This window comes from Propionibacterium ruminifibrarum (assembly GCF_900289195.1).
GTDB lineage: Bacteria > Actinomycetota > Actinomycetes > Propionibacteriales > Propionibacteriaceae > Propionibacterium > Propionibacterium ruminifibrarum.
This window is the reverse complement of record NZ_OMOH01000005.1, coordinates 75,956-102,897: the sequence shown is the minus strand read 5'-3', so window position 1 is coordinate 102,897 and position 26,942 is coordinate 75,956. Positions and strand designations below refer to the sequence as shown.

23 protein-coding genes, 1 tRNA gene and 1 pseudogene are annotated in these 26,942 nt (G+C 63.4%); 16 read left to right on the top strand and 9 right to left on the bottom strand.

The features are described 5' to 3' along the window. The first annotated feature begins 27 nt into the window (after nucleotides 1-27). The 13 genes and pseudogenes from fabD to PROPJV5_RS13145 all read left to right on the top strand — a co-directional run bounded on the left by fabD (nucleotide 28) and on the right by PROPJV5_RS13145 (nucleotide 12,388). A complete protein-coding gene (fabD, locus tag PROPJV5_RS07300; RefSeq protein WP_119715694.1) occupies nucleotides 28-2,364 on the top strand; it encodes an ACP S-malonyltransferase in 2,337 nt (778 codons plus the stop codon). A 69-nt stretch (nucleotides 2,365-2,433) separates the two neighbouring features. After that, complete coding sequence (locus tag PROPJV5_RS07295; RefSeq protein WP_119715693.1) at nucleotides 2,434-3,171, top strand: ABC transporter ATP-binding protein; 738 nt, start codon at nucleotides 2,434-2,436, stop codon at nucleotides 3,169-3,171. Between the two features lie 90 nt (nucleotides 3,172-3,261). After that, nucleotides 3,262-4,458: an FtsX-like permease family protein gene (locus PROPJV5_RS07290; protein WP_119715692.1), complete on the top strand. Its 1,197-nt coding sequence runs from the start codon at nucleotides 3,262-3,264 to the stop codon at nucleotides 4,456-4,458. A 28-nt stretch (nucleotides 4,459-4,486) separates the two neighbouring features. Further along, a complete protein-coding gene (locus PROPJV5_RS07285; protein ID WP_182858626.1) occupies nucleotides 4,487-5,872 on the top strand; it encodes an ABC transporter permease in 1,386 nt (461 codons plus the stop codon). 128 nt (nucleotides 5,873-6,000) lie between these two features. Continuing rightward, nucleotides 6,001-6,237 carry a phosphopantetheine-binding protein gene (locus PROPJV5_RS12540; protein WP_182858625.1) on the top strand — a complete coding sequence of 79 codons (237 nt, stop codon included), beginning with the start codon at nucleotides 6,001-6,003 and terminating at the stop codon, nucleotides 6,235-6,237. Nucleotides 6,238-6,265: 28 nt separating this feature from the next. Beyond that, nucleotides 6,266-6,913: pseudogene (locus PROPJV5_RS13150) on the top strand (beta-ketoacyl synthase N-terminal-like domain-containing protein); the annotation flags it as partial. Between the two features lie 33 nt (nucleotides 6,914-6,946). Beyond that, nucleotides 6,947-7,474 (top strand): beta-ketoacyl-[acyl-carrier-protein] synthase family protein, encoded by a 528-nt coding sequence (locus PROPJV5_RS12900; RefSeq protein ID WP_239018432.1) that lies wholly within the window; start codon nucleotides 6,947-6,949, stop codon nucleotides 7,472-7,474. A gap of 164 nt (nucleotides 7,475-7,638) precedes the next feature. Further along, complete coding sequence (locus PROPJV5_RS07270; protein WP_182858624.1) at nucleotides 7,639-8,292, top strand: 4'-phosphopantetheinyl transferase family protein; 654 nt, start codon at nucleotides 7,639-7,641, stop codon at nucleotides 8,290-8,292. Next, nucleotides 8,289-8,978 (top strand): MBL fold metallo-hydrolase, encoded by a 690-nt coding sequence (locus PROPJV5_RS07265; protein ID WP_119715687.1) that lies wholly within the window; start codon nucleotides 8,289-8,291, stop codon nucleotides 8,976-8,978. The genes PROPJV5_RS07270 and PROPJV5_RS07265 overlap by 4 nt, the downstream gene beginning before the upstream one ends. An 8-nt stretch (nucleotides 8,979-8,986) precedes the next feature. After that, on the top strand, nucleotides 8,987-9,985 hold the full coding sequence (locus PROPJV5_RS07260; RefSeq protein ID WP_147385388.1) for an acyltransferase domain-containing protein: 999 nt from the start codon (nucleotides 8,987-8,989) through the stop codon (nucleotides 9,983-9,985). Nucleotides 9,986-10,160: 175 nt separating this feature from the next. After that, nucleotides 10,161-10,676, top strand: a complete 516-nt coding sequence (locus PROPJV5_RS12410; RefSeq protein ID WP_147385387.1) for a transposase family protein — start codon at nucleotides 10,161-10,163, stop codon at nucleotides 10,674-10,676. Nucleotides 10,677-10,829: 153 nt separating this feature from the next. Beyond that, complete coding sequence (locus tag PROPJV5_RS07250; protein WP_119715833.1) at nucleotides 10,830-12,044, top strand: IS110 family RNA-guided transposase; 1,215 nt, start codon at nucleotides 10,830-10,832, stop codon at nucleotides 12,042-12,044. After that, nucleotides 12,041-12,388: a transposase family protein gene (locus PROPJV5_RS13145; protein WP_119715684.1), complete on the top strand. Its 348-nt coding sequence runs from the start codon at nucleotides 12,041-12,043 to the stop codon at nucleotides 12,386-12,388. The genes PROPJV5_RS07250 and PROPJV5_RS13145 overlap by 4 nt, the downstream gene beginning before the upstream one ends. Before the next feature lie 379 nt (nucleotides 12,389-12,767). Here the strand turns inward: PROPJV5_RS13145 and mfd are convergent, their stop codons facing one another. From mfd to PROPJV5_RS07200, 9 genes are all read right to left on the bottom strand, one after another. After that, a complete protein-coding gene (mfd, locus tag PROPJV5_RS07240; RefSeq protein ID WP_119715832.1) occupies nucleotides 12,768-16,343 on the bottom strand; it encodes a transcription-repair coupling factor in 3,576 nt (1,191 codons plus the stop codon). Between the two features lie 191 nt (nucleotides 16,344-16,534). Next, nucleotides 16,535-17,911: an amino acid permease gene (locus PROPJV5_RS07235; RefSeq protein ID WP_119715683.1), complete on the bottom strand. Its 1,377-nt coding sequence runs from the start codon at nucleotides 17,909-17,911 to the stop codon at nucleotides 16,535-16,537. After that, nucleotides 17,904-19,295: an amino acid permease gene (locus tag PROPJV5_RS07230; RefSeq protein ID WP_119715682.1), complete on the bottom strand. Its 1,392-nt coding sequence runs from the start codon at nucleotides 19,293-19,295 to the stop codon at nucleotides 17,904-17,906. Before PROPJV5_RS07230 ends, PROPJV5_RS07235 begins: the two co-directional genes overlap by 8 nt. An 8-nt stretch (nucleotides 19,296-19,303) precedes the next feature. Continuing rightward, on the bottom strand, nucleotides 19,304-19,894 hold the full coding sequence (pth, locus tag PROPJV5_RS07225) for an aminoacyl-tRNA hydrolase (RefSeq protein WP_119715681.1): 591 nt from the start codon (nucleotides 19,892-19,894) through the stop codon (nucleotides 19,304-19,306). Between the two features lie 114 nt (nucleotides 19,895-20,008). Next, nucleotides 20,009-20,620 (bottom strand): 50S ribosomal protein L25/general stress protein Ctc, encoded by a 612-nt coding sequence (locus PROPJV5_RS07220; RefSeq protein ID WP_119715680.1) that lies wholly within the window; start codon nucleotides 20,618-20,620, stop codon nucleotides 20,009-20,011. Nucleotides 20,621-20,838: 218 nt separating this feature from the next. Beyond that, nucleotides 20,839-21,090 (bottom strand): hypothetical protein, encoded by a 252-nt coding sequence (locus PROPJV5_RS07215; RefSeq protein WP_119715679.1) that lies wholly within the window; start codon nucleotides 21,088-21,090, stop codon nucleotides 20,839-20,841. A 5-nt stretch (nucleotides 21,091-21,095) separates the two neighbouring features. Then, nucleotides 21,096-22,082, bottom strand: a complete 987-nt coding sequence (locus tag PROPJV5_RS07210) for a ribose-phosphate diphosphokinase (protein WP_119715678.1) — start codon at nucleotides 22,080-22,082, stop codon at nucleotides 21,096-21,098. A 57-nt stretch (nucleotides 22,083-22,139) separates the two neighbouring features. Then, nucleotides 22,140-23,666 carry a bifunctional UDP-N-acetylglucosamine diphosphorylase/glucosamine-1-phosphate N-acetyltransferase GlmU gene (gene glmU / locus PROPJV5_RS07205; RefSeq protein WP_119715677.1) on the bottom strand — a complete coding sequence of 509 codons (1,527 nt, stop codon included), beginning with the start codon at nucleotides 23,664-23,666 and terminating at the stop codon, nucleotides 22,140-22,142. Between the two features lie 135 nt (nucleotides 23,667-23,801). Further along, nucleotides 23,802-23,880, bottom strand: a tRNA-Gln gene (locus PROPJV5_RS07200). A gap of 108 nt (nucleotides 23,881-23,988) precedes the next feature. Here PROPJV5_RS07200 and pyrB point away from each other — a divergent pair. The 3 genes from pyrB to PROPJV5_RS07185 all read left to right on the top strand — a co-directional run bounded on the left by pyrB (nucleotide 23,989) and on the right by PROPJV5_RS07185 (nucleotide 26,936). Further along, nucleotides 23,989-25,035 (top strand): aspartate carbamoyltransferase, encoded by a 1,047-nt coding sequence (pyrB, locus tag PROPJV5_RS07195; RefSeq protein ID WP_119715676.1) that lies wholly within the window; start codon nucleotides 23,989-23,991, stop codon nucleotides 25,033-25,035. A 35-nt stretch (nucleotides 25,036-25,070) separates the two neighbouring features. Then, nucleotides 25,071-25,715 carry a TetR/AcrR family transcriptional regulator gene (locus tag PROPJV5_RS07190; RefSeq protein ID WP_119715675.1) on the top strand — a complete coding sequence of 215 codons (645 nt, stop codon included), beginning with the start codon at nucleotides 25,071-25,073 and terminating at the stop codon, nucleotides 25,713-25,715. A gap of 105 nt (nucleotides 25,716-25,820) precedes the next feature. Continuing rightward, nucleotides 25,821-26,936 carry a DUF2330 domain-containing protein gene (locus PROPJV5_RS07185; protein ID WP_182858623.1) on the top strand — a complete coding sequence of 372 codons (1,116 nt, stop codon included), beginning with the start codon at nucleotides 25,821-25,823 and terminating at the stop codon, nucleotides 26,934-26,936. The last annotated feature ends 6 nt before the right edge of the window (nucleotides 26,937-26,942 follow it).

Below are 26,942 nucleotides of genomic sequence, written 5' to 3'. Positions count from 1 at the left end.
TAACATCGGGTAAGATTGACGGGTCAGATGTTATATCGCCATAGCGCGTACACAAGTTGGACGACATTGGCTGATTGTCAAGTGACCGTACTCCTCATGATTGGCAACGGTGTGAAAGCATGTTTGTTCCCTGGCCAAGGGTCCCAATTCGTCACCATGGGAACCCAACAGTTCCTGCGACACCCCGACCTCGTGGAAGTCGCCGATCGGATCTTGGGGTATTCGATCAGGATGCTGTGTGAAGAAGATCCCCGCAAGGAACTCGGGAACACTGCTTTCACACAGCCTGCACTGTTCGTGGTCAACCACCTCATGTACCTTGATTATGTGGAATCTGGTGCCGTGCCAGACTTCGTAGCCGGGCACAGTCTGGGGGAATACAATGCCTTGGTTGCCTCGGGGATCCTCGATTTCGAAAGTGCGCTCCGGTTAGTGAAGCAGCGCGGAGCACTGATGGCGCGTGTCACCGATGGGGGCATGCTTGCCGTCATGGGTATTGATCGTGATAAAATTGTCGCCCACTTGACCGAATTTGACCTAACTGGGATCGACGTCGCGAATTACAACACGCCCGTTCAGACGATTCTATCGGGACGACGTGTTGACCTGTCCTGTGCCGCTGAGCGTTTCGCGGAGGTCGAGGGGTGTTGTTGTGTCCCGCTGAACGTCAGTGGCCCTTTTCACTCCAGGTATATGGAGGATGCAAGGAAAGATTTCGACCGAGACCTCGCCAGAGTGCGCTTCAGCGACGGTCACATCGAGGTGATCTCGAACTGCACGGCTCGCCCCTACGAGGGTTCCCGTGCCGCAAAGTTGCTATCACGCCAAATCGTGAGTCCTGTGAACTGGGTGGATTCCATTAGATATCTCATGGCTAGAGGGGTTGATGAGTTCATCCAAGTCGGCCCCGGCAATACGATCAATGGCTTGACGAAAAAGATCATGCAACTCTGCAGCCCGCTTGCTGCTGAGGAGATGGAGGTGGAGGACCGGTCACAGAGACCCGCCGATCCCAACACAACAAAGCCACCGACGCGTGGCACACGGGCATGGTCATCCGATAACTTAGGAGCTGCTGCTTTTCGAGAGCAATTTGGGCTGCGCTACGCCTGCATGGCGGGAGGGATGTACAAGGGGATCTCCTCAGTCGCCATGGCTGTCGCTATGGCTGAGGCGGGAATGCTCGGCGTCTACGGAGCGGGGGGCGTGGACTTTGCCGCTGTGCGCGATGCAGTGCGCGAATTGACCCGGCGTGTCGGCAAAGGACACTTCGCGGTGAACTACATCGCTTCGCCTGAGATGCCCGATCATGAGAACGCTTTCGTTGATGTCCTCCTTCAAGAGGATGTCGACCTTGTCGAGGCATCCGCCTTCATGTCGATGACAGCGCCGTTGGTGAGGTACCGTGCGACAGGTATGACCAAGGACTCGACCGGTCGTCCGATCATCGGGCATCGGGTTATCGCCAAGCTTTCTCATCCCGAGGTGGCAAGGGCGTTCGCATCGGCTGCCCCGCAGCGGTTAGTGAACCAGCTGGTTACAGAAGGCAGCATAACTCAGGATCAGGCCGAGCTCGTCGCTAGTGTACCCATGGCTGATGCGATCACCATTGAGGCGGATTCTGGTGGACACACCGACGGGGGTGCCATGGCTGTGCTGCTACCCACTATCCGGCGTCATGTCAAGGATGCTGAATATGAATCCTTCGGCACGAAGTCTATGCTCATAGGTGCTGCGGGCGGCATAGGTACACCTGAAGCCATGGCTGCCGCGTTCCTGCTCGGAGCTGACTATGTGGTCACCGGTTCAGTGAACCAATGCACAGTGGAGGCGGACACGTCAGAAGCTGTCAAGGATCTCTTGAGTAGAGTAGCTGTTCAAGACACCAAGTTGGCGGTCAGCGGTGACATGTTCGAACTCGGCGCACAGATACAAGTGGTACGGAAAGGCACCTTCTTCGCTACCCGCGCGAACAAACTGTATGAGATCTATCGTCAGTACGATTCCCTCGACCAGGTTCCAGCCGAGACGATCAAGCAGCTGGAGGACAAGTTCTTCAAGAGGCCTCTTGCCGACGTTCGCGCCGAAGTGCTAACCCACAAAGGTTCAAAAAATGAACTAAGCCCCAGAAGTGAAATGGCCGCTGTGTTCAAGTGGTACTTTATGAAATCGACTTCTGCTGCCTTAACGGGAGATCGCGAATGGCGTCTGGACTATCAAGTCCAATGCGGTCCCGCAATGGGTGCATTCAACAACTTTATCAAGGGAACTCCCTTGGAAGATTGGCGCAAACGCCGCACCTCGGAAATCGCAACGATGCTGCTCGACAGAGCCGCCCACACTCTCAACCTTTTTCACCCTTGATCGCCCAACCGGACGAGTTGCCTAAGGCAGATCTCGTTTCCCGCCCTACCATATTAAGAAGGTTCCCGCATGATTTCGGTACACGGCCTGACCAAGCGCTATGCACTGGGAAGCACGGTAATCACGGCTATCGACAATGTCAGTCTAGACGTCCGGACCGGCGAATTCTTGGCAGTGGGCGGGTCATCGGGTAGCGGCAAGTCTACGTTGCTCAACATTATTGGTTGTCTCGACAGACCTGACAAGGGTACGGTCGTGATCGATGGACAACGCACAGATCAGCTCAGCGAGAAGAGACTTAATTCGGTTCGTCTCAATAATATTGGGTTCATCTTCCAAGCGTTCAATCTGATATCATCCTTGACTGTCTACGAGAACATCGAGTTGCCACTGCTGATCCGTAAAGATGTGTCGGCTGACGAGCGTCGTACGAGAGTAAACACCTTTATCGAGAAGGTCGGGCTCGCTGACCGCCGCCGTAACAAGGCTCATGAACTATCTGGAGGGCAACGTCAACGTGTTGCAGTAGCGCGCGCACTGGCCACTCGCCCCGGCATCGTTCTTGCCGATGAACCGACGGCCAACCTGGACAGCCATACTGGCATCGAGGTTATTAACCTGATGCATCAAATCAGCCGCGACGAGAACACAACGTTCATTTTCTCGACTCACGATCCGAAGGTTATGAATCGTGCTGATCGGCTGGTGCGACTCGAGGATGGCCGAATAATCGAAATCGTCGACAACGCGGGCAGAGACGTCTCCATCATTGACAAGATCGAGTCGGCGGGCAAATACACCGGCTGACCCCACTCGTTAGGAGACAACCAAGTGAGATTCTTCCTACTGTCCTTACGCAATGCGCAGCATAACAGGAACAGATCCATCACGATCGCGATGTTCGTAGGCGTCTCGGTCCTAGTCTATCTGCTACTCAACGCATTCGTGTCCACCGCACAGAACAAGACGAGCGAGGCAATCACTGATTCCCTGCTTGGCCATGTCCAAGTCAGGCCCAACACTGATGATGTGGCACCCATCATCGACATGAGCGCCGACTGGGGCACGTCCAATCACTTCACCTCTACCCAGGTCGACACTGCACTCGACGTGTTTGATCGCCTCACTAACGTTGAGGCCACACCGGTTATCCGACTCAACATGCTCGTCGGGCAGGTGAGCAACGAGACGACCGTGCGTGACGGAGGGGAACAAGTTGGAGTGGTTGCTATTGGATTCAGGGGGGAAATCGACCACTATCTGCAGAATTTAAAACTCGAAACTGGGTCTGGTCTGGGTTCGGGTCATAACGACGAAGTTGTGCTCAGTAGCAGCACTGCTTCAAAACTGGGGGTCTCCCCTGGGGATCCCGTTACGCTGAGCGCCGAGGCCATAAACGGAACGGTGGTTACCTTGCGCGCGACCTTGGTAGGCATTGGTGACGCCCAGTCCCTATCCGGCTTTGAAGACAACCTCGCTTATATCTCCTTCAATGTCGGACAACAGCTCAAGGGGCTGGCTCAAGGTGAAGCCACCGAGGTCATGGCCTTCGGAAATAGCATTGCTAGCGCAAAGAGCCTTCGTGGGAACGTTGACGAAACACTTGGCGACGAATTCTTGGTGACTGATTGGACTACCCAAGGCGGATTCATCAGTGGCATCAGCACGGCGTTCACTGGTATCTTCTACGTCTTCTTGCTGATCCTCATGGTCATCGTCTGTATTCTCATCGTGAATATGGTCGCTGGAGTCGCGTTGGAACGAAGTAAGGAAATCGCGACACTGCGCGCAATTGGGTATGACAAGACAAGGATCATCATGATATTCTTGATTGAAGTTCTCGCTTGTGGCGCTGCGGGTGCAATAGTAGCGGCCCTCTTGGCTTGGCTCATCGGTGCAGCCTTGAGAACTCACGAGTTCGCAGTCGGGTCGCCAGCGGATGACGTAATAGGAAGTACCTTCACCCTTCACTACAGCCCGTTGGCAGGGCTCCCGGGAACACTGGTTATCCTGATGATCGTTGGTTTGTCATCTCTTATACCATCAGCTCAAGCATCCTCTAGGAATCCCGCCGAAGCGCTGAACGAAGACTAGGGAGGTTGAATCCAAGATGCCCGTACTCGTGAAGATCGCATTCAGAAACCTCGGCAAAAACATCAGACGTTCGGCATTTCTTGCCGGCGCAATTTTCCTCTGTACCCTCATCCTCCTGATCACATTTTTTTCATTCAATGGCGCCCAGACACAGATGCTCAAGAGCTACACGACCATCCAGGCTGGTCATGTTCTCATGCTCTGGGATGATCTTGCAAGCACTGACAAGACATCCCCTCAAAGGTTTATTAACGTCAGCAAGACATTAACTTACCACACTGACGAGGAGGAGCGAAACGAAAAGGCATTGAGCACAGCACGTATCTGGATCGATGAGCACCAACAAGACATCGAGCACGAGTTCCCAATCATCCGGCGCAATGCGACGTTGAAGACGGATGAGAAACAGGACCTCTCGTTCATCATCTACGGCTTAGCCCATGGCCAGGATAAATTCCTGCTGGACAACGCGTCCATCACCATGGCCGAGGGTGAACTACCCCAGGCAGGTACCCACGAGCTGGCAATCTGCAAATCCAAGGCTGACAGCATGGGCGTGAGCGTCGGTGACACCGTGGATGTCGTGACAAAGACTGATGGTAACGAAACTACGACGACATCCCTCTCTATCAGCGGCATCTACTCTGACGGTGCCTTCTTTGACAATTTTTATGGATTTGTCGACGGGGATATGGCCCATGATCTCTACGCGGTTCCTGCGGACCATTTCGATTCGGATCTCATCTTCCTCACAAATCAGGACAAAGCGCAGGAAACTGCCGATGATCTCGACGCGAAACTGACCCAAGCGGGTGCGGAGCTCCGCGCCGAGTCCTATCTTGAGGCGAATTATTATTATAACAACGCCCCCAAGCTGGTCCGGATAACTTTTGCCGTGTTTAGTGGATTCATCCTCTTACTCATTGCCTTGGGTATGCAGTCGTCCATCAAGCTGAGCCTCCACCAACGACTGGGAGAATTGGGTGCCATGCGCGCCATTGGCTTCTCCAAGACGAAGATCTATGCGATGATCTTCGCCGAAACATTCTTTCTGACGATCTTTGCCTTCATACCAGCGGTGATCTTGGCTCTGCTGTTCGCAGCGGTTTTCAGCACTAACGGTATCTATGTGGGAGTGGCGGCCTCCACTCTGTTCGGCGGTCAGTACTTTTTCCCGTTCGTGAGGGCAGGTCAGGTCTTCGTGGTGCTCGGGATGATGATATTGTTTGCCCTACTTGCAACAATCCAGCCAGGCTTAGGCGTGATCAATCAGATAATCGTCGACATGATGCATCAAAATGCAAAGACGGCACGCCAGCGGAGGAACGCCCGACGCGTCGTTAATGCATCTTTCGATGCGGACGCTAGGGCGCGCCCGATCGATGTTCACCTAATGGCATCTAATGACCCTTAATGACCGCAAGTCATTCACGAGAGTCACTGGTATCTAATTCTGATAATCACGACGATGATGAACCGTGGCAGCGTGCATGGCGCATGGTCGAAGAAACCAATAAGATGTATAGAAGAGGAATGAACTACATGGATGAAGCACGCAAGGCTCTGATGACTGCCGTCGAGGATGTACTCTACGAGACGGACCTCAGTTTGGCGAATGACGACACTCTTCTCAAGGATTTGGGTGCGAATTCGATCGACCGTGTCGATATCATAATCACGGCCATGAATAACCTGGGCATCAGATGCGATCTGATGAGTTTCCAAGAGGCACGCTCGATCGGCGAGATCTCAGAGATTTTGGCGGCGCAACGTGCCTAATCGAGCCACCGATCCGATCATCTCCGGAATGGGATTCGTTGGCCCTGATATCGTTGGAACCGACGAATTGGCGCGCCGTTTGGAGGAGAGTGAGAGTTTACAACTCGTCGACGCGGAGGAACCAGTACCCAGCATGGCAGAGTCCGGCTTCCGGGATTCCATAGAAAAGCTGTGTGCTTCCTCAGAAGCTGCAGGACGTGCGGCATGCACCGGTCGGCGCCTGTCAACCCCCTTGAGGGCAACATTGGTGGCCGCCCTAGAAGCATGGGGCACCGTTGAGTTGAATACGAAACTCGACCGTGTCGGCTGCATAGTGGCCGCCAATAATCACCAAGACTCAACGTTGGAAGCCTTGATCCGTCAGGACGCCGTGAGTCCTCAAATAGTAACGCCGGGAAGACGTCTATCGCGCCTCGACCCTTGGATACTAGGGCTGCTTTCACGGGCCCTCGGGTTCCGTGGCTATGGGTCGGTTATTGGGACCCAATCTGCAGCATCGAATTCAGCTGTGGCTGTTGCCGTGGCGATGATACGTGCAGGACTGTTGGATTACTGCCTTGTCGTTGCACCGGCTTTCGAGCCATCGGAGTCATTCTTGGCTATGTGTTCGAATCTAGGCATCCTGTCTCGAGTCACCGATTCCGGACCCATCCGTCCCTTTGACAACAGTCACGCGGGGACCGTCCCCGTTCCTTTGGCGGCTGCAGTGATGATCAGCAACCCTGCGATGGAACCTAGCGGAGGAATCCGCCTGTCTGGAGTCGGAGGATGCCAGCACCCGACCACTGGCGCCGAACCGGATCTGGAGGCTGAGATCATCACGATGAAGCTCGCCCTTGCGGATGCGGGCATCGGGCCCGAGGACATCGATTATGTCAACGCCCATGCGACCGGTACGCCCCAGGGCGATTCTTGCGAAGCGTCTGCGCTTCGAAACCTGTTCGGAAGGCGTCAAATGCCACCTGTTATCAATGCCACAAAGGCACTCTTGGGACATGGCTTCAACGCTGCTGGACTGGTTGGAATCGTCGCTTCTGCTCTGCAAATTAATAATGGATTCCTTCATTCTACCCCGGGTCTGACTTCACCAATTGAAGAGTTTTCATGGGCGCCTAAGTCCACCGTGCGTCATGGAGTTGTTTCCCACGCACTGTGTAACACCTTCGCCTTCTTCGGTGTGAACGCTAGCGTCGTCCTCTCGGCTCCGGACACAACTGAGAATGGCTATGTGTCGTGATCACAGATGGTGCAACAACGATGGACGACGTCCATCGGATCGATTCGATATGGCCAGGAGAGACCGGTGGTCCAGTTATAGATTCTATCGCCTTTTCCAGAGACGCCAGGCAATTCCAGGCACACTTAGCGACGTGGGTTGCACCCGCGATAGCTCCTAAGGTTATGAACGAGATTGCACGCGCATGGCTGCATCCCTATGAACTTGATCGTTATGCTCACCTGCCTGTAAATCGACGTCAGCGAAGTTTCCTTTTTGGACGCATGGTGGCCAAGGCTGCACTGTCCGAATGGGGGATAGTTGCTGAACCCTGTGAGGTTGCGATCACCTCCGGTGTATTCGGACAACCGGTGGTGCATGGAAGCACAGCGGTGGGACTATCGCTGAGTCATACAGGCAATCACATTGCAGCCGTTGCATGTGATGCTGAATGTCCGTTAGGTCTCGATATCGAGGTACTCGATCCCCGACGGTCCAATGCCCTTGAGCGCGTACTCACAGCCGGAATGGCACAGCTGACGGAATTTGGGGTTGAACTGCCATACGAAATGGCGCTCTTCTCTCTGTGGACCCAGCGTGAAGCCCTCGGTAAAGCCATCCGGATCGGCCTGACCGCCCCCGAAACGGCCTATACCTTGGCTCACGCTGCATGGGATACACATACACAATGCCTGCGGTCCACATTCAGCACTTTCACGCAATTCGAGTGCGAGACCATCTTCGCAAACAGATGGGTCATGTCACTCGCCCACCCTAAGAATTGGAGTCCAACAAAGGAGCTAATCGAGATTGTGTCTAATAAAGAGGATTTTCGATGACCACGACGACTATCCCCGTCGAGACCAGCTTCGGCCCCTTCATCAATTACTGTTATATCTTGGTCGATGAAGTGAGTCGCGAAGCCGCGATCATAGATCCTGCATGGCAGATGGACAAGATCACAGCGGTCCTAGACGGCCTCCGTGTGCGGTTGAGATATGTGCTCATAACCCATTCCCATCTAGACCATACGAATTTGGCCGAACGTTTCGTTAAACGATACGGTGCTCAGCTGGTGGTGTCCGAGTTGGAGCACCAGTGGAGCGGTTATGGACAAGGCTACTCATCGCTTCTGGTCTGCGAAGGACAAAGACTTGTCATCGGGCGCAACCACGTCACGTGTTTTATGACACCAGGACACACCCCTGGGAGCGCCTGCTACCAGTGGGGCCGCGACCTGTTCACAGGAGACACCTTGTTCCCGGATGGTTGCGGAATTTGCGAGTCCATGGAATGGGCAACAGAGCTATTCCACAGCCTCAGGAGGCTAGTAACGCTGATGGCCGACGACGTGCGGATTCTCTCCGGGCATTCCTACCAGGTGGCGAACGGCCTGACCTTCGCCCAAGCGAAGAAGACGAATATCTACCTACAAATCGACAAGGTTGATCAGTTCTGCAAGTTCAGAATGAGACGGGGACAGAAGAATCTCTTCACCTTTTCAAGCTTGCCCGTTACCGATTAGGCGTCGTGGTGAAGCGAGTATTCCTATATTCAGGTCAGGGGAGCCAGTACTATCAGATGGGGCGCCAACTGTACGAGAACGACATCGTGTTTCACGCGTGTCTCGAACGTTATGCACGCATAGTGTTGGACCTTGGCGGACGGTCTGTCTCAGAGGTGATCTACGATCCGGCGAGGCACCCCAGCGACACCTTCGATTCTCTGGCCGAAACACATTTCGCCATCCCCGCCATCCAACTAGCCCTCACGGATATGCTCATGTTCCGGGGGTATGAACCCGACATCGTCATGGGTACATCCCTAGGAGAGTATGTCGCTCTGACAGTGTCCTGCCAAATCTCCGTCGAGGCTCTTTTTGAGATCCTTGCGTTGCAGGTAACTTTACTGAAGTCAACATTCGCATCCGCAGACAAGGACCCTTACGGACAGGGTATGATCAGCGTCGTTGCCCCTAATGACGAAGCCTTAGAGCAGCTGAGTACCTTCGAGAGCGCTCTTGCCGGACGGGTCGGGAGCGACACGCTCGTGTTCACGGGGATGCGACCCGTGCTGAACCGTATCATGGAATTCTGCCACCGGAACGGGATCCTCGCACAACGTATGTCGGTGGCGTATGCCTTCCACAGCCAATTAATGGAACGAATCCGATCGCCCTTCCTCGAGAGATGCCCCCCGGTTTCAAGTAGATGCTCACCCATCGTTGTGCAGAGCTGTGTAGATGGCCGACACGAGAAGCCTGGCCCTGGCATGCTCTTCGACATCCTGCGACGCCCTTTTGACTTCCAAGCAGGATTGACGAGGCTGTCCCATCATAATGATATAATGTTCACCGATCTCAGTCCGACGGGACTGTACACTCGACCGGTCAAGGAAACCCTGAAGCGTGACGCCCGGACGGATTCGGGTATCGTAGCCCTGTTGTCACCCTTCGGATCAGACATACAGAGACTGCAATCTTACGAGAGGAAGAAGGGGCTCTTCACGGTTGAGGACGTGGACAGAGTCTGAAAAATCACCGGTTTCGAGAAGTCCACTCCCGGAGGGGTATTCAAAACCCTTGGTTTGAGGGGTGATCTTGGAATCTGCTCTGCTGGTGTGGGCGTGTCTGGGTGAAAGGCGAGGACCTGCCACTGAGACAATTGGCTTATCGAACACAACAATTATTCTCAGAACAAGTCCTCGCATGTACCATACAACAGGCCTGCCCGCCGAAGCAATCGCAATCTGCTACCAGACCCTCGTCCACAATTACCCCCGCACCCCACAGACCACCGGCCAGCCACCAGCACTGAGCCAGGTAGAAGAAATCAGAGCAACCCTGACCTACCAGCGACCCAACCGCGCCCAAACCAAACAGGCCGAGTCCTTCGGAGCCAGCCAGTCCTCGACCAGCCGAGCCATCGCCCAGTGGACGGCCCGTATCGTCGAGGTCCTCGCAGACCTCGTACCCACCACAGACGACCTGGACCAGACCCTGATCGTGGACGGCACCCTCGTGCCCTGCTGGGACTGCAAACACGCCCAAGGCCTGTACTCGGGCAAGCACCACACCACCGGGTTGAACCTCCAGATCGCCTGCACCCTCACCAGACGACTCGTATGGGTACCCGACCCAGCCCGTTACCTTGTTGGTGGCCCCTTTGGTTGGGGTCACGGTCGCCGGGCCCGGCATGACTGGTCTGCCCTGTCGCATGAATGATCCGGGGGGTGTTGTCACCGGGCCTGGTGGCGCCAGCCGACCGCTGATAGGGACACGGCCCAGCATTGAGGTCTCTTCGTAACGTGGGTGCTGGCAGCTGACGCGTCACCAGTGCCCGACGGCCGTCGCTTCGATGGGAGGATGGTGACCGTCATGGACCAGAACACCGGTTACGACATCTGGTGCGGACTGGATGTGGGTAAACAAGCCCATCACGCCTGCGCTCTGGATGCTGCTGGCAGACGAGTGTTCGACAAGCCCCTGCCACAAGACCAGAAGCGCTTGGAGGAACTGTTCACCCGCCTTGAGGGCCTTGGCCAGATGTTGGTGATCGTTGATCAGCCCAACACGATCGGCGCGTTACCAATCGCGGTCGCCAGGTCGATGGGCATCACTGTCGCCTATCTTCCAGGGCTGGCGATGCGCCGCGCAGCCGACCTCTACCCAGGCAACGTGAAGACCGATGCCCGTGACGCGTTCGTCATCGCCGAGACCGCCCGGAGCATGCCCCACACACTACGTCGCGTCGATGCCGGTGAGGACACTTTGGCGGAGTTGAAGGTACTGGTCGGCTTTGACGAGGACCTCGCCGCCGAAGCGACTCGCTTGTCGAACCGTATCCGCGGCCTGCTGACACAAATCCATCCCGCACTAGAACGCGTCATCGGGCCCAGGCTGGCCACCAAGCAAGGCCTGGCCGTCATCGAGCAACTCGGCGGGCCTCAAGGCATGACAGCCGCGTCGAAAAGCCGCATGCTTCGAGTGATCAACAAGGCCAACCCGCGCGGCGCGGCCGACTTCGCCAACGCGATCACCACAGCGCTGGCAGAACAGACCGTTGTCGTCGCCGGGACGGCTGCAGCCGAGCAGGTCCTACCCAAGTTGGCGGCATCCCTGCGCCAGGTCCTGGACCAGCGGGCCGAGCTCGCCAGCCAGGTCGAGAAGGTTGTTGATGCTCACCCTCTTGCCGAGGTCCTGATCTCGATGCCAGGCGTCGGGGTCAGGACCGCAGCGCGGATCCTGCTCGACGTCGGTGACGCCTCACAGTTCCCGACCGCTGGACACCTTGCCGCCTACGCCGGACTCGCCCCCATCACCCGTCGTTCAGGGACCAGTATCCGCGGCGAGTTCCCCGCCCGGTCAGGCAACAAACACCTCAAACGAGCCCTGTTCCTGTCAGCCTTCGCCGCGCTGAGAGCAGACCCCGTCTCACGGGCCTACTACGACCGCAAACGAGCCCAAGGCAAAAAACACAACGCAGCCCTGATCTGTCTATCCCGCCGCCGCTGTGACGTCTTGTTCGCCATGATCAAGAACCAAGAAACCTACCAGACACCCAAACCAGCCCCAACACCCCTCGCCGCTTGACAAGAAACATAGGGACACCCCCCGGATCGACCCACGACGCGAAAGCCATCCAATCCACGGGTTTTCTTGACGGCTTCCCGGACACCCCACCACTGGGTGACAAGGGCTACACCGGGCTGGGCATGACAACCCCGATACGCAAACCACTAGGCGGCGAGCTCACAGACTGGCAGAAACAATACAACCACGCCACCAATTCATTACGAGCCCCAGTCGAACGAGCAATCGCCCACCTGAAAACCTGGAAGACACTCCACACCGGCTACCGCAGGCCCATCCACACCCTCCCACAAACCATCACAGCAATCATCGCACCAGAATTCTACAAAAACAGTTTTGAATAACCCTCCCGGTGAAGATAGGAGCGATTCGACACCAAACCCGTCCAGACGGGAGCCCCCCAACCAACACCGACACACTCACAAGCACACCCTTAACACAGTACTTTCAAACACGCCCGAGGTGGCCTCAACCACTTGAGCGGTCAACGCCTGCATACAGCCCGCCCGGGACCGGTAAAGACCATACCAGCGTCCTTGCCACTGACGCACCAGCTCGGCAATCGTCTCTCGCTGGGCCTTATCCAACTCGGCCAACTCAGGTGATGAGGATGAAGCTGCTCGAGCACGGTATCCTCTCCGGCTAATCCCTCGACGAGCTCGACAGCGCCGGTAGCGATCTCGGTCAACATGGCTTCTCTGCCCCAACGGGCAATCGGGCCACTTACACCGTTCCTCTGACAGACCCGACAGCGGCGCGCGGCTCGTCGGGGGCGAAGATCGCGGTGACGAAACCGGTGGCCCAGGCGATGAGTTCCTCGTCGTCGACCATGCGCCCGCCGATCGGAGCGGTCCTGGGGGCGGGGACGAGCAGCATGTTGGACGCGTGCTTGATGACCGTCCCCGGGTAGAGGCGCTCGAGCCGCACCCGGCGGCTGTCGGGCAGGGCGAGCTCGCTGCCGTCGGGCCCGTGGCGCCCCACCAGCGGGGCGAAGCGGATCTGGTTGCCCTGGGCCATCACCTCGGTGATCCCGACGCTGCGGCACAACAGCCGGAAGGCCGCGACGGTGAGCAGCAGCTCGCCCTGGCGCGGCAGCGGTCCGTAGCGGTCGACGAGTTCGGCGCGCAGGGCCGCGATGTCCTCGGCGGAGCGGACCTCGGCGATGCGTTTGTAGATGTCCAGCCGCAGGCGCTCGGAGTCGACGTAGTCGACGGGGAGGTGGGCGTCGATGGGCAGTTCGATGCGCATCGCCTGCTCGGTCTCGACCGGTCCGCCGGCCTTGAACTCCGCGACGGCCTCACCCACCAGGCGCAGGTACAGGTCGAAGCCGACGTCGGCGATGTGCCCCGACTGCTCGTCGCCGAGCAGGTTGCCGGCGCCGCGGATCTCGAGGTCCTTCATGGCGATGGCCATGCCGGCGCCCAGGTCTGCGTTGCTCGCCAGGGCGGCCAGCCTGTCGTGGGCCGTGGTCGTCAGCGGCTTCTCGGGCGGGTAGAGGAAGTAGGCGTAGCCGCGTTCACGGCCCCGGCCGACGCGTCCGCGCAGCTGGTGCAGCTGCGACAGACCCAGGTGGTCGGCGCGGTCGACGATGAGGGTGTTGGCCGTGGAGATGTCCAGGCCAGCCTCGACGATCGTCGTGCACACGAGCACGTCGGCGCGGCGCTGCCAGAAGTCGATCATGACCTGCTCGAGCTGCTTCTCACTCATCTGACCGTGGGCGGTGGTGACGCGAGCCTCGGGCACCAGGTCGCGGATGCGGGCGGCGATGCGGTCGATGTCCTGCACGCGGTTGTGGACGAAGAAGACCTGGCCCTCGCGGGCGAGTTCGCGGCGGATGGCGGCGACCACCTGTCCCTCGTCGTAGGGGCCGGCGAAGGTGAGCACCGGGTGGCGTTCCTCCGGCGGGGTGGCGATGGTGCTCATCTCCCGGATGCCGGTGACCGCCATCTCGAGGGTGCGCGGGATCGGGGTTGCGCTCATCGACAGGACGTCGACGTTCACCCGCAGCTTCTTGAGGGCCTCCTTGTGCTCGACCCCGAACCGCTGTTCCTCGTCGATGATGACCAGGCCGAGGTCCTTGAACGTGATCGCGTCGGACAGCAGGCGATGGGTCCCGATGACGACGTCGACGCGGCCCGAGGCCAGGCCCTCGATCGTCCTGGCGATCTGCTGGTCGGTCTGGAAGCGGCTCAGCTGCTCGACGACGACGGGGAAGCCGGCGTAGCGGTCGGTGAAGGTCTGCGCGTGCTGCTGGACGAGCAGGGTGGTGGGCACGAGGACGGCCACCTGTTTGCCGTCCTGCACCGCCTTGAAGGCGGCACGCACGGCGATCTCGGTCTTGCCGTAGCCGACGTCGCCGCTGACCAGCCGGTCCATCGGGACGATCTGCTCCATGTCGTGCTTGACGTCGTTGATGCAGGCCAGCTGGTCGGGCGTCTCGGTGTAGGCGAAGGCGTCCTCCATCTCCCGCTGCCAGGGCGTGTCCGGGCCGAAGGCGTGACCGCGGGTGGCCTGCCGGGCCGCGTAGAGCTTGATGAGGCCGGCCGCGATCTGCTTCACGGCCCGCCTGGCGCGGCTCTTGCGCTGCTTCCAGTCGGCGCCGCCCATCTTGTCGAGGCTGGGGGTCTCGCCGCCGACGTAGCGGGTGACCTGGTCGAGCTGGTCCATCGGCAGGTAGAGGCGGTCGCCGGGCTGGCCGCGTTTGGAGGGCGCGTACTCGATGACCATGTACTCGCGGGTGGCGCCGCCGACGGTGCGCTGGGTCATCTCGACGAAGCGCCCCACCCCGTGCTGCTCGTGGACGAGCGGGTCGCCTGGCTTCAGGTCGAGCGGCTGCACCTGGTTCTTGCGGCGGGCCGGCATGCGCCGGGAGCCCCGTTCGGCGTGCGGCTGGCTCGACAGGTCGCCGTTGGCGATGAGCGTCAGCTCGATGGCCGGGGCGCGCAGGCCGTGGCGCAACGGCGAGGTGATGATCGTCACCTCACCGGGCCGCGGCTCCTCGGTCAGCTCCGTGGCGACGTGGGAGCCGAGGTCGTTGTCGGTGAGCAGTTCGTTCATGCGCCGGGCCAGTCCCCTGCCCTCGACGGACAGGACGACGCGCCAGCCGTCGGCCAGGTCGGCGCGGATGGCGTCCATGACGGCCTGCGTGTCCCCGCGCCAGGTGGGGACGGTCTCGACGCCGAGGCGGATGGCACCGGTCGGGGCCGCCGGCCCGGCGGGGTCCCGAGCCGCGGCACCGTCCGGGCCGGGGGCCGCGGCGAAGGCCGACAGGCCCCACCAGGCCTGTCCGCGGTCGAGGACCCCGGCGCGCACCTGGTCGAGCTCGCGGTAGGCGGAGGCCGCCAGGTCGATGGGGGCGCGACCGCCGGATGCCGCGGCGGCCCACGAGGCGTGCAGGAACTCCTGGCTGGTGCGCACGAGCTCGTCGGCCCGGGTGCGGACGAGTTCGGGGTCGGCGACGAGGACCACCGTGTCGGCGGGCATCGCGTCGGTGAGCAGTTCGAGCTCGGGCACGAGAGCCGGGGTGAGGGCCTCCATGCCCTCGCAGGTCTGGCCCTGGGCGATCCTGGTGAGCATCTCGGACAGCTCGGGGTGGGCGTCGACCAGGGCTGCGGCGCGGGACTGCACCTGCGGCGTGATGAGCAGCTCGCGGCACGGCGCTGCGCAGAACTCGTCGAGGGTCTCGTCGGTGGAGCGCTGGTCGGCGACGGTGAAGGAGCGCATCTCGTCGATGGTGTCGCCGAAGAAGTCGACGCGGACCGGGTGGTCGTAGGTGGGGGCGAAGATGTCGACGATACCGCCGCGCACCGCGAACTCGCCGCGGCGCTCGACGAGGTCGACCCTGCTGTAGGCGGCGGCGACCAGGTCGGCCTCGAGGGCGCCCAGCTCGTAGTCCTGACCGGCCCGCAGGCGCACGGGGGCGAGATCGGACAGCCCCTTGACCTGGGGCTGGAGGAGGGCGCGGACGGGTGCGACGACGACGGCCGGCGCGGGCGCCTCGTCCTTGCCGGCCAGGCGGCGAAGCACCGTCAGGCGGCGGCCGACGGTCTCCGAGCGCGGGCTGAGGCGTTCGTGCGGCAGGGTCTCCCACGCCGGGTAGTAGGCGACGCGGTCCTCGCCGAGCAGGCCGGCCACCTGTTCGAGCACCTGCTCGGCCTCGCGGAACGTCGAGGTGACCAGCAGCACGGGCCGGCTGGTCCGCTCGGCGAGACCGGCGGCGAGCAGCGGACGCACGGAGGCGGGACCGGTGACGTCGAGGACGTCCACTCCCGCCTCTGCCTGTCGCAGGACGTCGGCCATGCCGGGTTCGGAGAGGACAGCGTCGAGCAGGCCGGAGAGAATCACCCGTCAATACTAGGCGGCCCGGCCGACGAGACCGGGCCGCCCGTGCTGGGCCTGACCGGACGCGACCGGCCCCGTCGGCCGGTTCCGAGAACGGCCGGGACCGGCCTGCTGCAGTGGACGCTTCGAGGTGCCGGCCGGAACCGGCATCACCCGCGCGCCCTAGCCGCCAGGCGCCGCTTGACCTCGTAGGCGACGAGCAGCACCGCCAGCCAGGCGGGCCCCACGATCAGGGCGACCTGGTAGCTGGGGCTGAAGCCGAGCAGCACGACGATGAGGGCCAGGAAGGCCAGGGCGACATGACTGGTCACCGGGTGGCCGGGCATGGGGAAGGTGGTCTTCCCGCCGGTGCGGTCGAGGCCGGCGCGGAACTTGATGTGGGTGAGGAGGATGAGCACCCAGGTGACCACGACGGCGATCGTCGCGACGGCCATGATGTAGACGAAGACGCCTTCGGGGAACAGGTAGTTGAGCAGCACCGTCGTTCCCGTGCACAGGGCGGAGACGAGCACGCCGGCGTACGGGGAGCCGAGACGGTTGGTGCGCGCCAGGAACTCGGGGGCGTTGCCCTGCAGGGCCAGCGAGTACATCATGCGCCCGTTCGAGTACAGGAACGAGTTGAACGCCGAGACTGCCGCGGTGAGCACCACGAAGTTGAGGACGTGGGCGGCGCCGGCGATGCCGAGCCTGGAGAAGATCGTCACGAGCGGGCTGCCGGTGCTGCCCAGCTGGTCCCATGGGAACAACGCCACCATGACGGTGATGGTGCCGACGTAGAAGATGAGGATGCGGTAGACGACCCCGTTGACCGCTCTGGGGATCGTACGGCCGGGGTCGTCGGCCTCGCCGGCGGTGATGCCGATGAGTTCGACGCCGCCGAAACTGAACATGACGACCACCAGTCCCAGGAGGACGCCGGGCATGCCGTTCGGCACGAAACCACCATGGCTCCACAGGTTCGACACGCCGATCGGCCGGCCGCCTAGGCCTGTGAAGATGAGCAGCAGGCCGCCGAGGATCATGGCGACGATGGTCACCACCTTGATCAGGGCCAGCCAGAACTCGATCTCGCCGTAGGCCTTCACCGTGACGAGGTTGAGCGCCGTGATGACCACGAGGAAGACCGCCGAACTCACCCAGGTGGGCACCTGCGGTGCCCAGAACTGGACGTACTCCCCCACCACCGACAGCTCGGTCATCGACACGACGAGGTAGTTGAACCAGTAGTTCCAGCCGGCCACGAAACCGGCCCGGGGGCTCCAGTACTCGTAAGCGTAGTCGCTGAACGATCCGGGGCGTGGCCGGTGGACGCTCATCTCGCCGAGGGCCCTCATGATGAGGAAGATGATCGCCCCGCCGACGAGGTAGCAGGCGATGATGGCCGGGCCGGCCTGCCCGATCGACTCCCCCGAACCGTAGAACAGGCCCGTGCCGATCGCCCCGCCCAGGGCGATCAACTGGATGTGCCGGTTCTTCAGGCCGCGGCGCAGCCCGCCGCCGGCTGCGGCGGTCCCCTGTTCACTCACCGGACGGCGCCTTCGCCCTGACCTGGTAGGCGACGAGCAGGATGATCAGCCAGATCGGCCCGACGACGATCGCGATGCGGTAGCCGGGGCTGAGGGCCATGAGCACGACGAGCATCGCCATGAAGGCGAGCACGAGCCAGCCGGTCCAGGGGTGGCCGGGCATCGTGAAGCCGGCCGAGGACTCGCCGGTGGCCCTCATGCGGGCATGGAACTTCATGTTCGTGATGACGATCATCGTCCAGTTGATGACGGCGGCGATCGTCGTGACCGACATGACGTAGCGGAAGACCGTGCCGGGGAACAGGTAGGTGAGCAGCACCGCGATGGCGGTGACCCCCGACGAGACGAGCACCCCCACATGGGGCGAGCCGAAGCGGTTCGTGCGGGCCAGCACCGCCGGCGCGTTGTGCTGGCGGGCCAGCGAGTAGAGCATCCGCCCATTCGAGTACAGGCCCGAGTTGTACGCCGAGACGGCAGCGGTGAGCACCACGAAGTTGAGGATGTGGGCGGCGGTGGAGATGCCCAGGCCGGAGAAGATCGTCACGAGCGGGCTGGCGGAGTCGCCCAGCTGGTCCCAGGGGAACAATGCGACGACGACGGCGATGGTGCCGATGTAGAAGATGAGGATGCGGTAGACGACCTGGTTGATGGCCCGCGGGATGGTCCTGCGCGGGTCGTCGGCCTCGCCGGCGGTGATGCCGATGAGTTCGACGCCTCCGAAGCTGAACATCACCACGACCAGTCCCATGAGCATGCCGGTGACCCCGTGCGGGAAGAAACCGCCGTGCGTCCACATGTTCGAGATGCCGACCGGGCGTCCCCCGTTGCCGATGCCCGTGCAGATGATGAGGGTGCCGCCGACGATCGTGGCGACGATCGCCACGACCTTGATGATGGCCAGCCAGAACTCGATCTCGCCGTAGGCCCTGACCGTCACGAGGTTGACGAGGGTGATGACCACGAGGAACACGGCGGCGCTCACCCAGGCGGGCAGGGAGTCGAACCAGAACTGCATGTACGTGCCGACGACGGTCAGTTCGGCCATCTGCACGCCGATGTAGTTGAACCAGTAGTTCCAGCCCGACACGAACCCGGCCCGGGGGCTCCAGTTCTGGTAGGCGTAGTAGCTGAAGGCCCCCGAGGTGGGGGTGTGGACGCTCATCTCGCCGAGGGCGCGCATCACCAGGAAGATGATCGCCCCGCCGACGAGGTAGCAGATCATGATGGCCGGGCCGGCCTGCCCGATCGACTCCGTCGAACCGTAGAACAGGCCCGTGCCGATCGCCCCGCCCAGGGCGATCAACTGGATGTGCCGGTTCTTCAGTTCGCGCCGCAGCCCCTCGTCACGGGCCGGCTCATGGGCGGACGCACTGCGCGGTGTCATCGGTGTCCTCAGCTGTTGAAACGGTTCTGCGCCACGGCCAGGCCGGCGGTGATGACCGTCTCGACGGCATCGGCCGCCTCGGTGACGGTCACCGCCAGGTCGTCGCGCTCGTTCTTCGGGAAGCGGCCGAGCACGTAGTCGGCGCCTGACTGGTGTCCGGGCGGACGTCCGATGCCGACACGGACCCTGATGAAGTCTCCGGTGCCCAGGTGGGCGCGGATCGACTTGAGGCCGTTGTGCCCGTTGTCGCCGCCGCCCGCCTTGAGACGCATCCGGCTCGGGTCGAGGTCGAGTTCGTCGTGGACGACGATGACGTGGTCGGTGTCGACCCGGTGGTAGGTGGCCAGTGCCCCGACGGCCCGGCCGGACTCGTTCATGAAGGTGCGTGGTTTGACGATGAGCACCGGTTGCCCGCCGGGGGCGCCGACGCCGGCCGGCCCGATGCGGGTCGTGAGGACGTCGGCATGCATGCCGCGCGGCGCGCCGAACCGCCCGTGCGCGCGCCGGGCCAGTTCGTCGGCGACCATGAAACCGACGTTGTGCCGTGTCCAGGCGTACCTCAGGCCGGGATTGCCCAGGCCTGCCACGAGCCAGGTCATGACGACTCCTTGTTCTGTCCGGTGCGCGAGTACGCAGTGGTCGACGGCGCGGGAACGCGTGACGGGGCGGGCCGCGCACGGCGGCCCGCCCCTCGGCGCGTCAGCGGTTCAAGGTCACTCGCCCTCGGACTCGGCGGCCTCACCGGCCTCGCCCTCGTCCTCGGCGGCGGCCTCGGGCTCCTCCTCGGCGGCCGGCGCCGAGATCGACAGGATGAGGACGTCGGCCGGGTCCTCCAGTTCGGCACCGGCGGGCAGGGCGACGTCGCCGGCGGTGACCTGGGCACCGACCTCGAGGCCCTCGACGGAGACCTCGACGTGGGCGGGGATGTTGGTGGCCTCGGCCTGCAGGGCCAGGTGCGTGCGCTCCTCGTTGACGATGCCGCCGGGGGCCGGGGTGCCGACGAACTCGATCGGGACCTCGACGGTGACCTTCTCGCCGCGCTTCACGAGCAGCAGGTCGACGTGCTTGAGGAAGCCCTTGATGGGGTCGCGCTGCACCTGCTTCGGCAGGGCCAGGCGGTCCTCGGCGCCGGCGAGGCGCACGGTGAGCAGGGCGTTCTCCTGGCGCAGGGCCAACAGGGTCTCGTGCCCCGGCAGGGTCAGGTGGACCGGCTCGCTGCCGTGGCCGTACAGGACCGCGGGCACCTTGTCGGCGCGGCGGATCCGACGGGCCGCGCCCTTGCCGAACTCGGTGCGTTCTTCGGCGTTGAGGATGATCTCAGCCATCTCGTTCTCCATTCATCGTGGCGCCGGGGCGCCTGGCGTGCGTCGCGTGACCGTGGCACCGCGCCCGGTACGCGAGGCCTGAACCGGCGAGAACGAGGGATGTCGTCGTGCGCGACCGCGCACGGGAGAACCGGCGCCAGTCGATCACGGCCCTGCCGGGCCCTCGCCAAGCGACGCGGGCCAGTATAGCCACGTGAGGCATGCCCGCCGAGGCGGGTTCACTCGGCTGGGTCGGGGCCGTCCCCGGAGTCCTGCTGTGCCGCACGAATCTCGCTGCTCTGGCGTTCGGCGATGACGACGTGGCTCGAGGGGTGGAAGACCTCGTCGAAGGGCAGCATCACCGCTGCGGCGCCCCTGCGTGCACTTTTCGTGCGGTAGTAGATCCAGCCCCGCGCCTCCATGGCGAGCAGCAGCCGGTCGATCGCGAGAGCGGCGGCCGCCGCGACCAGCGCCCACCCCCACGCCGGCATCGTCCCTAGGCCTCCTCGCCCTGGTCGGCGAACAGGCTCGCCACCGAGCCGTCGGTGAAGACCTCGGTGATGGCGCGGGCCAGCAGCGGGGCGATGGACAGCTGGGTCATCCGGGGGATGTGGATGTCATCCGCGAGCGGCAGGGTGTTCGTGACGATGATCTCCTCGAACGGTGTCGCGTTGAGGCGTTCCTGGGCGGGGCCCGACAGGATCGGGTGGGTGGCTGCGGCGATCACCTTGGCGGCGCCGTGCTCGATGAGGGCCTGCGCGGCCTGGCAGATGGTGCCGCCGGTGTCGATCATGTCGTCGACGAGCAGACAGGTGCGGCCCTCGACCTCGCCGACGACCTCGTGCACCTTCACCTGGTTGGCCTGGGTCGGGTCGTGGCGCTTGTGGATGATGGCCAGCGGGACGTGCAGACGGTCGCTCCACTGGTCGGCCAGGCGCACCCGCCCGGCGTCGGGGCTGACGACGACCATGTCCTCACCCGAGTACTTCTTCTGGACGTAGTCGGCCAGCACGGGCAGGCCGGTGAGGTGATCGAGCGGGCCGTTGAAGAAGCCCTGGATCTGGGAGGCGTGCAGGTCGACGGCCATGATGCGGTCCGCGCCCGCGGCCGAGAACAGGTCGGCCATGAGGCGGGCCGAGATGGGTTCACGGCCCAGGTGCTTCTTGTCCTGCCGGGCATAGGGGAAGCAGGGGGTGACGACGGTGATGCGCCGGGCCGAGGCACGGCGCAGGGCGTCAACCATGATGAGCTGCTCCATGATCGCCTCGTTGACCGGGGCCGGGTGCGACTGGATGACGAAGGCGTCGCAGCCGCGCACCGACTCGTTGAACCGCACGTAGATCTCCGAGTTGGCGTAGGTGATCAGGCGCTGGGGGGTCAGCTCGACCTCCATGAGGTCGGCGACCCGCTCGGCGAGTTCAGGGTATGCCCGGCCTGAGAAGAGCATCAGGTGTTTCTCGTCGTTGCGCTTGACCCCGGTCATCTCGGTGGTTCCCCTTGCTCTCGACTCGTGCTGGTGTGGTTCGGGCCGGCGGTGTGCTCAGCGCTCGTTCCCGGTTTTCTGGGCGGCATCGGCCTCAAGTACATCACGGCTGGCCTGGACGGCCGGGTGGACCCCGCCGTCGTGGGCGCTGGCCGAGCGTTCCGCCTTGGTGCCCGGACGGGTCCTGGCGACCCAGTCGTTCGAGACGTGCAGGTGCGAGCGGGCGACGCCCAACGCCCCGGCCGGGACGTCCTGGGTGATCGCGGAGCCGGCGGCGATAAAGGCGCCGTCGGCGATGTCGACCGGGGCGACGAGCACCGAGTTCGACCCGATGAACACGTCGTCGCCCAGGTGCGTCGTGGACTTGTGGGAGCCGTCGTAGTTGGCGAAGATCGTGCCCGCCCCGACGTTGACGCCCTCGCCGAGGATCGCGTCGCCGCAGTAGGTCAGGTGCGGCACCTTGGAGCCCGCGCCGATCTGGGCGTTCTTCGTCTCGACGAAGGTGCCGATCTTGCCGCCGGCGCCCAGTTCGGTGCCCGGGCGCAGCCGGGCCCAGGGACCGACGTCGGTGTTCGGGCCGATCACCGCCAGCTCGCCGTGGGTGCGGATGACGTGGGCGTCCTCGCCGACCTCGACATCGCGCAGCGTCGTGTCGGGGCCGATGACGGCGCCCGTGGCGACGCTCGTGGCGCCGAGCAGCTGGGTGCCGGGGAGCAGGGTGACGTCGGGTTCGAGGGTGACGTCGTCCTCGATCCAGGTGGTGGCCGGGTCGGCGATGGTGACGCCCTCACGCATCCAGTGCTCGCAGATGCGCCGGTTCATCTCGGCGTTCATGCGGGCCAGCTGGACACGGTCGTTGACGCCCTCGGTCTGCCAGGTGTCGTCGATCCGGTAGGCGCCGACGCGGCCGCCGTTGCTGTTGGCGAAACCGATGACATCGGTCAGGTAGAGCTCGCCCTGGGCGTTGTCGGTGTCGAGGCCGGCCAGGCCCGCACGCAGGACGGCGGCGTCGAAGACGTAGATGCCCGAGTTGATCTCGCGGACCGCGGCCTCCTCGGGCGAGGCGTCGCGCTGCTCGACGATGCGTTCGACGGTGTCACCGGCCCGGATGACCCGCCCGTAGCCGGTCGGGTCGTCGACGACCGCGGTGAGGACGGTGGCGGCGTTGTCGCCGGCGACGTGGGCGGCGACCAGCCTGGCCAGCGTGGCGCCCGAGAGCATCGGCACGTCGCCGTAGGTGACGACGACGGCGCCGCGCAGGTCGGCGGGCAGCACGGAGAGGCCGGCTCTCACGGCGTCACCGGTGCCGTTCTGCTGCTCCTGGACGGCGACGGACACGTCGGGGGCGACCTCGGCCAGGTGGGCCTGCACCTGCTCGCGCTCGTGACCGACGACGACGACGAGCCGGTCGGGTTCGAGTGATCCTGCCGCCTGCACGGCGTAGCTCAGCATGGAACGGCCGGCCACCCGGTGCAGCAGCTTGGAGGTGCGCGACTTCATGCGGGTGCCGCCGCCTGCGGCGAGCACAATGACGGCGGACACGCTGCCGGGGTCGGCCTGGGCGGTGCGCGGGTCAGTGGCCATGATTCCTCCTGGGAGCCCTTCGGTCCTTGATTCCTCACGAGCGGCCGGGCGGCCGCACGAACTGCCACGACCTTGCGGCCGCACCAGCTGCCAGGCGTCCTGTCCGGCACGTGCCAGGGGCGGAACGCCATCGCGCTCCCTGGGCAGGAGTCGAACCTGCGTCGCTAATCCTGATTCAAAGTCAGGCGGGCCCTACCGGCAGACCAACCAGGGAACGATCGCCGGTCGGCGACCGCTGCCAAGTCTAGAACCAGCCGACCTGAGGAGCGAACACGCCACCGGCGCTGCCCGGCCCGGCCGTCATCATCTAGGCTGACGTTCCGTGAGCACGGACATTTCTTCCACCAGTTCCTCGCTTCCCCCCTTCGGCCCCGGACAGCACCTGCTGAGCGTCGACCAGCTGAACCGTGAGTCCCTCGGAAACCTTCTCGACCTCGCCGAGGCCCTGCGGCCGGTCGGGCAGGGCAGGCAGGTGTGCCGCGTCCTCGAGGGCGCGAACCTGGGCAGCCTCTTCTTCGAGCCCAGCACCCGCACGCGCCTGTCCTTCGAGTCCGCCTTCCACCGGCTCGGCGGCTCGGTCGTCTCGACCACCGGTTTCACCTTCAGCTCGATGGCGAAGGGAGAGTCCATCCACGACACGGCCCGGGTCGTGTCGGGCTACTCGGACGCCCTCGTCGTGCGCCACCCGGACACCGGCTCGGTGTCGGAGTTCGCCCAGGCCTCCGTCGTGCCGGTCATCAACGCCGGTGATGGCTCCGGGGAGCACCCCAGCCAGTCACTGCTCGACGTCTTCACCATGCGCGCCGAACTGGCCGCCCGCGGCAAGACGATCGACGGCGTGACCATCGCCGTGCTCGGCGACCTGCGCTACGGCCGCACCGTGCACTCCCTGCTCGCGATCCTGGGCCTGTTCGACCACGTGAACTTCCGCGTCTTCGGCCCGCCGGCCCTGGCCCTGCCCGCCGAGTTCTTCGACCTGGTCCACGCCTCCGGAAACTCGATCGTGGAGTGCGACGGCGTCCAGGAGGCCATCGCCCCCGCCGACGTCATCTACTGCACCCGCGTGCAGAAGGAACGCCTGTCCGAGGAGGACGAGCAGCAGGTCCACCTGGAGGGCGACCTGCTCAACCGGGCCATCCTCGACGAGGCGGCCCGGCCCGAGGCGATCATCATGCATCCGCTGCCCCGCGACTCGCGCCACAACTCCTTCGACCTGTCGCCCGACGTCGACGAGTGGCCGGGCCTGGCGATCTTCCACCAGACGGACAACGGCCTGCTCGTCCGCATGGCGATCTTCTCGATCGCCCTCGGCGTCGCCGACCGCGTGCTCGAGGACCTCCGCCCCGCGCCCTGGCTCGCCTCGAGGTGACCGGCCCCGGACGGACGTCCCCGTAAACTCACCCCATGAGCCAGGCCGAGAACCGCAAGCGCACCAGGATGAGCAGCAGCGAGCGGCACGAGCAGCTGCTGCAGGTGGCGCGCGCCCTCTTCGCCGAGCGCGGCTTCGACGGCACCAGCGTCGAGGAGATCGCCTCGCACGCCGGGGTCTCCAAGCCGGTCGTCTACGAGCACTTCGGTTCGAAGGAGAGCCTGTACGCGGTCGTCACCGACCGTGAACTGCGCACCCTGGACGACGCGATCATGACGGCCATCGCCAAGCCGTCGACCAGTTACCGCGAGGTCATCGAACGCGGCACCATCGCCCTGCTCAGCTACATCGACGAACGTCCCGAGGGCTTCCGCATCATCTCCCGCGACTCCCCGGTCGGTTCCTCGAGCGGCTCGTTCGCCCTCATCCTCGACCACATCGCCGACAAGGTCGAGGACCTGCTGCGCCCGCCGCTCATCCGCCGCGGCTACGACCCGGCGCTGGCGGGGGTCTACGCGCACGGCCTGGTGGGCATGGTCGGCTCGGCCGGACTGGCGTGGGTCGACCGCCGTGAACCGGACAAGGACCGGGTCGCCGCGGAGCTGGTGAACCTGGCCTGGAACGGCCTGACGAGCATGGAGCACGCCCCCAAGCTCATCAGCCGCCCCGACGACGCCTGAGCCCTGCACCGGCCGGCGCCCAACCCGCGGAGCATGGTCCGGGGTCCACGGCCGGTCTCCCGGTCTCCGGGGCACGAGACGGCATCGCAGGCTAGCGTGGTGGCCATGACCACCGCGACACACCCTCGCCCTCGTCCCGTCGGCGCCGCACACGGTCCGGCCCGGCTCTGGCTGCACGCCGTCCTCGTGCTGCTGCTGTCCGGGGCGCTCTGGTTCGCACCCAGACCCGCCGTGGCCTGCGCCTGCGGGGCCGTCGTCGCCGACCCCGGCTCGGACTCGTCGATCGGCGGGGAGACGAGCGTGCTGAGCTGGGACGGTTCCCGCGAGACCATCACCATGGTCATGACGATGACGTCCAGCGCGCAGGACGTCGCCTGGATCATGCCGGCGCCGGCCGGCACGACCATCGGGCTGGGTTCGATGGACACCCTCGCGGCGCTTCAGGAGGACTCCATGCCGCGAGTCGAGCACAAGAAGGACTGGACGCCCCGTTTCCCGTGGTTCGCCCCGGGCGGGAGCCGGACCAACGAGGAGGGCGCCGTCCCCTCGGTCGAGGTCGAGGACACGAGCACCGTCGGCCCCTTCGAGGTGGTGACGCTGGCCAGTGACGACGCGGGCGCGCTCACCGACTGGCTCGTCGACAACGGCTACCCGGACCGCTCCGAGCTCGTCGAACCGTTCCAGGAGTACCTGGACCAGGGCTGGCGCATCCTCGCCGTCAAACTGGCCCCCGAGGTGTCCGACGAGACCCTGCACGGCGATCTGCCGCCGATGAACCTCAGCTTCGACACCGACACCCCGGTCTACCCGATCCGCCTCAGCTCCATGGCGGAGTCGGCGCAGAATGTCCGCCTGTACGTCGTGTCGGCGCACCGGCTCGACATCAGCCGCCAGGCCGCCCCCGACCAGCCACTCGACCTGCTCTTCTCGGGCGCCGTGCCTGCCGGGGACGCCGGGATGACCACTGGGTTCGACGGCTCCGACCAGGTCTGGCTGACGACCTACGACGGCAGGCTCGCGCCGAGCCGGATCAGCGACGACTTCGCCTTCACCCAGGCGTCCTTCGACGAGCCCTACCAGCGGGTCATCACGTACTGGGACCACACCCCCGGTGAGTGGCTGGGGCTGGCCATCACCGTGGCCGTACCGCTCGTGGTGCTGGCCGCTGTCGTCGCCGTCCTCGTGCGGCGCGCCAGGAGCAGGGCACGCGCCCGCCGGTGAGGCCCG

What these genes read in the sequence shown, in the direction of transcription:
- PROPJV5_RS12900 (WP_239018432.1), top strand. Translation starts at nt 6,947, where the DNA reads ATGATCAGCAACCCTGCGATGGAACCTAGCGGAGGAATCCGCCTGTCT.
- PROPJV5_RS07250 (WP_119715833.1), top strand. Translation starts at nt 10,830, where the DNA reads ATGGACCAGAACACCGGTTACGACATCTGGTGCGGACTGGATGTGGGT.
- glmU (WP_119715677.1), bottom strand. Translation starts at nt 23,666, where the DNA reads ATGGCCACTGACCCGCGCACCGCCCAGGCCGACCCCGGCAGCGTGTCC.
- PROPJV5_RS07215 (WP_119715679.1), bottom strand. Translation starts at nt 21,090, where the DNA reads ATGCCGGCGTGGGGGTGGGCGCTGGTCGCGGCGGCCGCCGCTCTCGCG.
- mfd (WP_119715832.1), bottom strand. Translation starts at nt 16,343, where the DNA reads ATGGCCGACGTCCTGCGACAGGCAGAGGCGGGAGTGGACGTCCTCGAC.
- PROPJV5_RS07265 (WP_119715687.1), top strand. Translation starts at nt 8,289, where the DNA reads ATGACCACGACGACTATCCCCGTCGAGACCAGCTTCGGCCCCTTCATC.
- PROPJV5_RS07295 (WP_119715693.1), top strand. Translation starts at nt 2,434, where the DNA reads ATGATTTCGGTACACGGCCTGACCAAGCGCTATGCACTGGGAAGCACG.
- PROPJV5_RS07210 (WP_119715678.1), bottom strand. Translation starts at nt 22,082, where the DNA reads ATGACCGGGGTCAAGCGCAACGACGAGAAACACCTGATGCTCTTCTCA.
- PROPJV5_RS07230 (WP_119715682.1), bottom strand. Translation starts at nt 19,295, where the DNA reads ATGACACCGCGCAGTGCGTCCGCCCATGAGCCGGCCCGTGACGAGGGG.
- fabD (WP_119715694.1), top strand. Translation starts at nt 28, where the DNA reads ATGTTATATCGCCATAGCGCGTACACAAGTTGGACGACATTGGCTGAT.
- PROPJV5_RS12410 (WP_147385387.1), top strand. Translation starts at nt 10,161, where the DNA reads ATGTACCATACAACAGGCCTGCCCGCCGAAGCAATCGCAATCTGCTAC.
- PROPJV5_RS07185 (WP_182858623.1), top strand. Translation starts at nt 25,821, where the DNA reads ATGACCACCGCGACACACCCTCGCCCTCGTCCCGTCGGCGCCGCACAC.
- PROPJV5_RS07220 (WP_119715680.1), bottom strand. Translation starts at nt 20,620, where the DNA reads ATGGCTGAGATCATCCTCAACGCCGAAGAACGCACCGAGTTCGGCAAG.
- PROPJV5_RS07290 (WP_119715692.1), top strand. Translation starts at nt 3,262, where the DNA reads ATGTTCGTAGGCGTCTCGGTCCTAGTCTATCTGCTACTCAACGCATTC.
- pth (WP_119715681.1), bottom strand. Translation starts at nt 19,894, where the DNA reads ATGACCTGGCTCGTGGCAGGCCTGGGCAATCCCGGCCTGAGGTACGCC.
- PROPJV5_RS07190 (WP_119715675.1), top strand. Translation starts at nt 25,071, where the DNA reads ATGAGCCAGGCCGAGAACCGCAAGCGCACCAGGATGAGCAGCAGCGAG.
- PROPJV5_RS12540 (WP_182858625.1), top strand. Translation starts at nt 6,001, where the DNA reads ATGGATGAAGCACGCAAGGCTCTGATGACTGCCGTCGAGGATGTACTC.
- PROPJV5_RS07270 (WP_182858624.1), top strand. Translation starts at nt 7,639, where the DNA reads ATGAACGAGATTGCACGCGCATGGCTGCATCCCTATGAACTTGATCGT.